The sequence below is a fragment of the Deltaproteobacteria bacterium genome, assembly GCA_028818775.1.
Lineage (GTDB): Bacteria > Desulfobacterota > Binatia > UBA9968 > JAJDTQ01 > JAJDTQ01.
This window is the reverse complement of record JAPPNE010000036.1, coordinates 1-5774: the sequence shown is the minus strand read 5'-3', so window position 1 is coordinate 5774 and position 5774 is coordinate 1. Positions and strand designations below refer to the sequence as shown.

The 5774-nt window shown below is 68.1% G+C and carries 6 protein-coding genes; 1 reads left to right on the top strand and 5 read right to left on the bottom strand.

What is annotated here, in order from left to right; all coding sequences use genetic code 11:
* Positions 1–64: 64 nt before the first annotated feature.
* Both OXU42_02975 and OXU42_02970 read right to left on the bottom strand, forming a co-directional pair.
* The gene (locus tag OXU42_02975) at positions 65–631 is read right to left on the bottom strand and encodes a TIGR04211 family SH3 domain-containing protein (protein MDE0028351.1); all 567 of its coding nucleotides are present in this window, start codon (positions 629–631) and stop codon (positions 65–67) included.
* Positions 631–1494, bottom strand: a complete 864-nt coding sequence (locus tag OXU42_02970; protein MDE0028350.1) for an alpha/beta hydrolase — start codon at positions 1492–1494, stop codon at positions 631–633. Before OXU42_02970 ends, OXU42_02975 begins: the two co-directional genes overlap by 1 nt.
* Positions 1495–1702: 208 nt before the next feature.
* Between OXU42_02970 and OXU42_02965 the strand changes: the two genes are divergently transcribed.
* Positions 1703–3037 carry an aminopeptidase P N-terminal domain-containing protein gene (locus OXU42_02965; protein ID MDE0028349.1) on the top strand — a complete coding sequence of 445 codons (1335 nt, stop codon included), beginning with the start codon at positions 1703–1705 and terminating at the stop codon, positions 3035–3037.
* 79 nt (positions 3038–3116) lie between these two features.
* On the opposite strand, the gene OXU42_02960 is transcribed toward OXU42_02965, so the two are convergent.
* From OXU42_02960 to OXU42_02950, 3 genes are all read right to left on the bottom strand, one after another.
* Entirely contained in the window at positions 3117–3302 is a 186-nt protein-coding gene (locus OXU42_02960; GenBank protein MDE0028348.1) for a hypothetical protein, read from the bottom strand.
* A gap of 12 nt (positions 3303–3314) precedes the next feature.
* Positions 3315–5507 (bottom strand): phospho-sugar mutase, encoded by a 2193-nt coding sequence (locus tag OXU42_02955; protein MDE0028347.1) that lies wholly within the window; start codon positions 5505–5507, stop codon positions 3315–3317.
* A 67-nt stretch (positions 5508–5574) separates the two neighbouring features.
* A partial coding sequence (locus OXU42_02950; GenBank protein MDE0028346.1) for a UbiD family decarboxylase occupies positions 5575–5774 on the bottom strand: 200 nt, incomplete at its 5' end.

The window sequence follows — 5774 nt, the reverse complement described above, 5'->3', positions numbered from 1 at the left end:
AGAGCAACGCAGCCGACGGCGAAAAAGACCCGCAGATTATGCTGCGAATTAACCTGACACCACACTAGGTAAAGCTCCGGGCGCGCGCCTTCCTCCTCAGACGCAAGCGGGTCATGCCCAGGAGCCAGCCGACGAGGAGCACGCCGGCGCCGCTCATGAACCACCACATGCGCTCGTCGCGTTCGATGTTGGCGCTCTCCTGTTGCAGGCGTTGCAGCAGGCGCCGGTCCCCCTCGTTGTCCTTGGTCAGCTTGTCGTTGCGCGCCACGAGGTTCCGGTTCTCGTTGCGCAGTCGCTCCAGTTCGGCCGCCTGGGTCTCGACCGTCTCGGACAGTTCTTCGAGGCGCCGTTCCGGCGGGGCCTCGTTCGTGAGAAAGCTCTTGAGCACGTAGCCCTGGCGCCCGTCCGGGAGGGAGACGAGGTTGTAGTCGCCGTCCTCGCCAAGGATCTCCATCTCGTTGCCGGTGCGGAGCACCGCAAGGATCCGGTGTTCCACGCTCGGTCCCGTGCGCAGCATGACCTCGCGATAGCCGCTGATGTACGCGGGCTGTGCGTGGCATACCGCGCTGAACGCGAGCACCCACAGGGCCGCGAGCCCGAGGCGGCGGACGGTCACCGGCGCTTGCTTCATCAGAGACAACCCATCTGACCCAACACGGTGCGCGACATGAGGCTGCCCCGTTCGCCCAGTTGTCCCGAGACCGAGAAGTGGTGTGTGCCCGGCACCTCCAGAAAGCTGCAGTCCAGGCCCCGTTCCTGGCAAAGGGCGAAGAAGTCCCTGGACATGCCGATCCACCCGCGGGATTCCGCCCCGCCCACCGCCACCACGAACGGGGTCCGGTCTAGGGGCGGATGCAGCATGGCGCTGATCTCTCGAGCGGTATCGGGGGTCAGGCGGATGTCCTCGTTGGACGACACGTAGAAGACCGGGTCGGGGTCGTACACCCCGGTGATGGCCACGGCGGCCTTGATGATGTCTTCCGGGAGACCGTCCTCTTCCCAGCGATGGCTGAGCGCCCTGGCCGTCAGGTGCCCGCCCGCCGAGGACCCCGACAGGTAGAGCCGCTCCGGGTCGCCGCCGTACTCCGCGATGTGGCGGTAGACCCACGCGATCCCCTCGCGGGTCTCGCGCATGATGTCGGGCACGGTGACCTGCGGGCAGAGGTCGTATTCCAGCAGCACCAGGGTGACCCCGGCTTCGACAAACGGGCCGGCGAAGAAGCTGTAGGCCTCCTTGCTGCCGCCGCGCCAGTAGCCGCCGTGGATGTAGACCTGCACCGGAGCGCCGGACCGCTCCGCCGGGAAGATGTCCAGGGTCATCCGCGGGCCGTCGCCGTAGCGCACGTCGCGGTGGTGCTTCAGCTTTGCCCGCGTGGCCTCGCTGGCCCGCTCCCGCTCTTCGGTCAGCCGGGGATACTCGGTCACGGTGACGCGAGGATTGAACTGGTATTCCATCTCCTCGCGACGAAAGTCCTTGTAAACCGTTTCCGCCATGCGCGTTCCTCCGTGGCCTGTGTCTCCGCGCGGGCTCGCGAAGCTCCGCGACCCCCTCCGGCGAATGCCCGAAATGATAGGGGAAGAGACCGCCGATTTCCGGATTGTGTACCAGATCGGGCCGCGTGAAGCGAGAAGAAAGAGTCTGCCCGCGGTCCGCTTGGCTACCCACCTTGTCACCGGCGGGATCTTGCCGTAAGGAAACGGTATGGACGCAACCACCTATGCAGAGCGGCGCGCGGCCTTCATGGAGCGCATGGGCGAGGGTGTGGCGATCATTCCGGCGGCGCCGCAGTCGACCCGCTCCAACGACGTGGAGTACCGCTACCGGCAGGACAACGACCTGCTCTACCTGACCGGGTTTCCGGAACCCAACGGCCTTTGCGTGCTGTCGCCGCGGCACGAGTCGGAACGCTTCGTCCTGTTCGTGCAGCCGCGGGACCGGGAGAAGGAGACCTGGACGGGCAAGCGCTACGGGACGGAGGGGGCGAAGGAGGTGTTCGGGGCGGACGCCGCCTACACAATCGATCAGGTGAAGGAGGTCCTGCCGGGGCATCTGGCCGGGGCGGAAAGGGTGTACTTTGCGCCGGGGCGCGACGAGGGCACGAACTCTCTCATCCAGGGGCTTGTCGACGCCAGCCGGTCCGGCCGCGCGCGCACCGGCCGTGGAGTCGTGTCGCTGGTGGACCCGGCGTCGATCGTGCACGAAATGCGCCTCTTCAAGTCGTCCGGTGAGTTGGACCTCATGCGCAAGGCGGTGGCGGCGTCGGAACGAGCCCACGCCGCGGCCATGAGGGCGGCGCGCGACGGCGCTTGCGAGTACGAGCTGGAGGCCTTGCTGGAATACCACTTCCGCGCGGCGGGCGGGTCGGGCATGGCCTATCCTTCCATCGTCGCCTCGGGGGCCAACGCCACCATCCTCCACTACACGCAGAACGACCGCCGCATGCGCGACGGCGACCTGGTGCTCATCGACGCGGGGGCGGAGTTCGACGGCTACTGCTCGGACGTGACGCGCACGTTCCCGGTGGCGGCCGGTTACTCGCCGCCCCAGCGGCGCATCTACGAGATCGTCCTGCGGGCGCAACAGGAGGGCATCGCGCTGGTACGGCCGGGCGTGTCCATGGAGGACATCCACCGGCGCGCCACGGAAGTGCTGGTGGAGGGGCTGCTCGACATCGGGCTCCTGTCAGGGGAAGCCGGTGAACTGATCGAGAAAGGCGAGCACTCGAGGTTCTACATGCACCGGACCGGTCACTGGCTTGGGCTGGACGTGCACGACGTGGGGCAGTACCGGATCGACGGCGCCGCGCGTCCGCTGGAGCCCGGCATGGTGCTCACGGTGGAGCCCGGGCTCTACATCGCCGAAGACCTGGACGGCGTGAGCGACGAATACCGCGGCATCGGCGTCCGCATCGAGGACGACGTCCTGGTCACGGACGCGGGCCACGACGTGCTGTCGGCCGCGATCCCCAAGGAGGTGGACGCCATCGAGGCGATCCGGCGCGAGGCGCTGGCGAGCCCCGGCCCCGCGCCGCACTGAGCCGGCAAGGGTTTGTACGGACGGCGGCTCCGGGCGGGCGTCCCGACACCACCCGGAGTGCGCCTGCAACGCGCCGGGCTCAGTCGCAGCCCAGGCAGCGGACTGTCTCGAAGAGGACCTTTTCGTCGGTGGCGGTGCGCGCGTGGTCCAGCACGATGCGCAGCGCCTTGGACTCGTCGGCGATCTGGTATTTCTCCGTCATCGCCTCCAGCCATTCCCGTTGCACGCGCTCGATTTCCACGCTGGTGTTGATCTTGTCCTTCATCGGGTGCTCCTTTCACAAGTCACGCTCGGCCCAGTTCTCGAGTTCTTCCACCAGGGTCATGTCATCCTCGCGGCGCCACCGGCGGCACAGCCATGCCAGCGCGGGCCTGAGGGCGGGCAGGGGGTCCGCCGCCGGGGTCATGGCGGCCGCCTCGCGCCGCAGCCAATCCAGCAGCTTGTCAAGGCCGGTGAACCGGCCGCTCTTCATTGCGTCGCGCAGGCGCGGCACGGTCTCCCGGCCGAAGCGTTGCCTGCCTTCCAGGTCGATGATGTCGGGCAGCAGCAGCGCCGCTTCGTCGAGCGAGACGTCGATGCGCGAGAGCATTTCGTTGTAGACGGCGCGGACGACCGCATCGGCCCTCGTCCTTACCCGGCGCAGCAGGTCGGTGCCGCCGCCGTCCGGTGTTCCTCCGTCCGGCAGCAACTGGCAATAGAGCTTGAGCTTGGGCTCGGTGCCGGACGGGCGCACGGTGATCACGAAACGGTCGGTGTGAGCCTGGAGAACGTTCCGCGGGAGCCGGTCGGTGTCGCTGGCGATGGGGCCGAAGCGCTCCGGGTCCCAGTAGTCGACGAAGCGTTGGACCGGGTGCCCGCCAAGCTCCCGGGGCGGCGACTCCCGCAGCGCCGCCATGATGCGGTCCTTCTTGCGCGTCCCTTCAGCGCCGGCCAGGACGATGCTGCGGTTGACGTTGTCGTAGCCGCCCAGCTCCCGCAGCATGGCTACGTAGTAGTCCAGCATGGTGCGGCCTTCGTCCAGCAGGCGCTGGTAGAGGCCCGCCAGCACCATGCACGCCGGGGTGGCGTCCTTGTCGCGGATGCCCGGGGCCATGACCACGCCGTGGCTCTCCTCGGCGGCGAGGACGAGGTCCCGCGGCGAGCAGGCGATGTCCTTGTAGCGGCCCGTGCGCTCCAGGGTCTTGAGCACGTCGGCGACGTACTTGAAACCCACCAGCAGGTCGTCGATGAGCCACGAATCCCCGGCCTCGGCCACGACCCTTCCGAGCAGTTTGGTGGTCACCAGGGTTTCCATCACGAGCCCCCGGCGGCGCGGCCCCTGGGAGTCGAGCATGAGATGATGGCACAGAATGGCGGCGATCTGGTTGCCGTCGAAGTGGTACCAGGAGCCGTCCTCCAGGCGCGCTTCCATGCCGATGCGGTCGGCGTCGGGATCGCTGGACAGGACGATGCCGGCGCCGTGGCGGTCGGCGAACGCCCGCGCCGGGACGGTGGCGTGGGGCACCTCCGGGTTGGGCGCCTTGAAGGGGATGGCGGCGAAGCTCCCGTCCGGGCCCTGGTCGGGCGGCATGAGCACCGGGAAGCCCAGCCGCTCCAGCACCGGCTTCACCGTGTGGACGCCGCAGCCGCACAGGGGCGTGTAGACCACCGGCGCGTCCGCCCGGGGAGGGTAGAGGTCCCCGTACAAGTCTACGTAGGTGTCGACGTAGGCGGTGCGGAGATCCGGCGGCAGCGGACGGATCATCCCAGACCGAAGGCCCTCGCCGAAGGGAACGGTGCGTACCTCCGTGGCCGCCTCCATGGTGTCCACCAGCCGCTGGTCCTCGGGCGCGACGGGTTGGCTGCCGTAGGCGTCGTACACCTTGATGCCGTTGTCGTCCGGCGGGTTGTGTGACGCCGAGACGTTCACGCCGCCGCTGGCGCCAAGCTGCACGATGAAAAACGAAAGCTCCGGCGTGCTGGTGACGGCGTGGTCGTCGGCCGGCTCCTCCAGGTAAGCGACGATGCCGTTGGCAGCGTATATCTCGCACGCCAGGCGGGCGAGCGAACGCGAGGATACCTCCAGCAATGGGTGAGTCTGTCCCAGGAACGCGTACACCCCGGCGTTGTCGGCGAACACGCGCACATCGTTGGCCACCACCACGCTGAGCTCCGCGCCGCGAGCGTTGGCCCTCAGATAGTTCGCGTGCCCTTGGGCGGTCATGGCCACAGTCGACGGGTTCATCCGGTTGGTGCCGTAGCCCATGGGTCCTCGGCGGCCGCCGGTGCCGAACGGCAGTACTTGCCGGAAGGAGTCGAACAACAGGGCCGCGTGAGGCTCGTCCAGATGCCGCTCGATGACCTCCGGCTCTGCATATGGAATCTCGCCGCCGATCCAACGGCGCAGGCGCACAGCCGCCTCGTCTCCGGCGGTGCCGTAGCGCTCCGTCAGCAGGCCGCACATCCGGTCCAGTCGCGCGGGGTCGGTCATGTCGTGCGGTTCGTTCCGGATGAAAAAAAGGGCGGCCGTGAAGGCCGCCCTTTCAGGTCGGTGCGAATTACCGGCCGGTGCGCGCCAGGGAGTGCACCCAGCCGTGCATCCGGGACTTGGCGTTGGCGATGTCCTTGTCGCTGAAGAAGTTCTTGAGGTCGACCTTCTCCACCGCGTACACGGGGCGCAGGAAGTCGCTCTCGTAGCCGAAGGGCACGGTGGCGTCGATGCCCATGCCGCCCTCGAACACGGTGTTGGAGGCGGTCC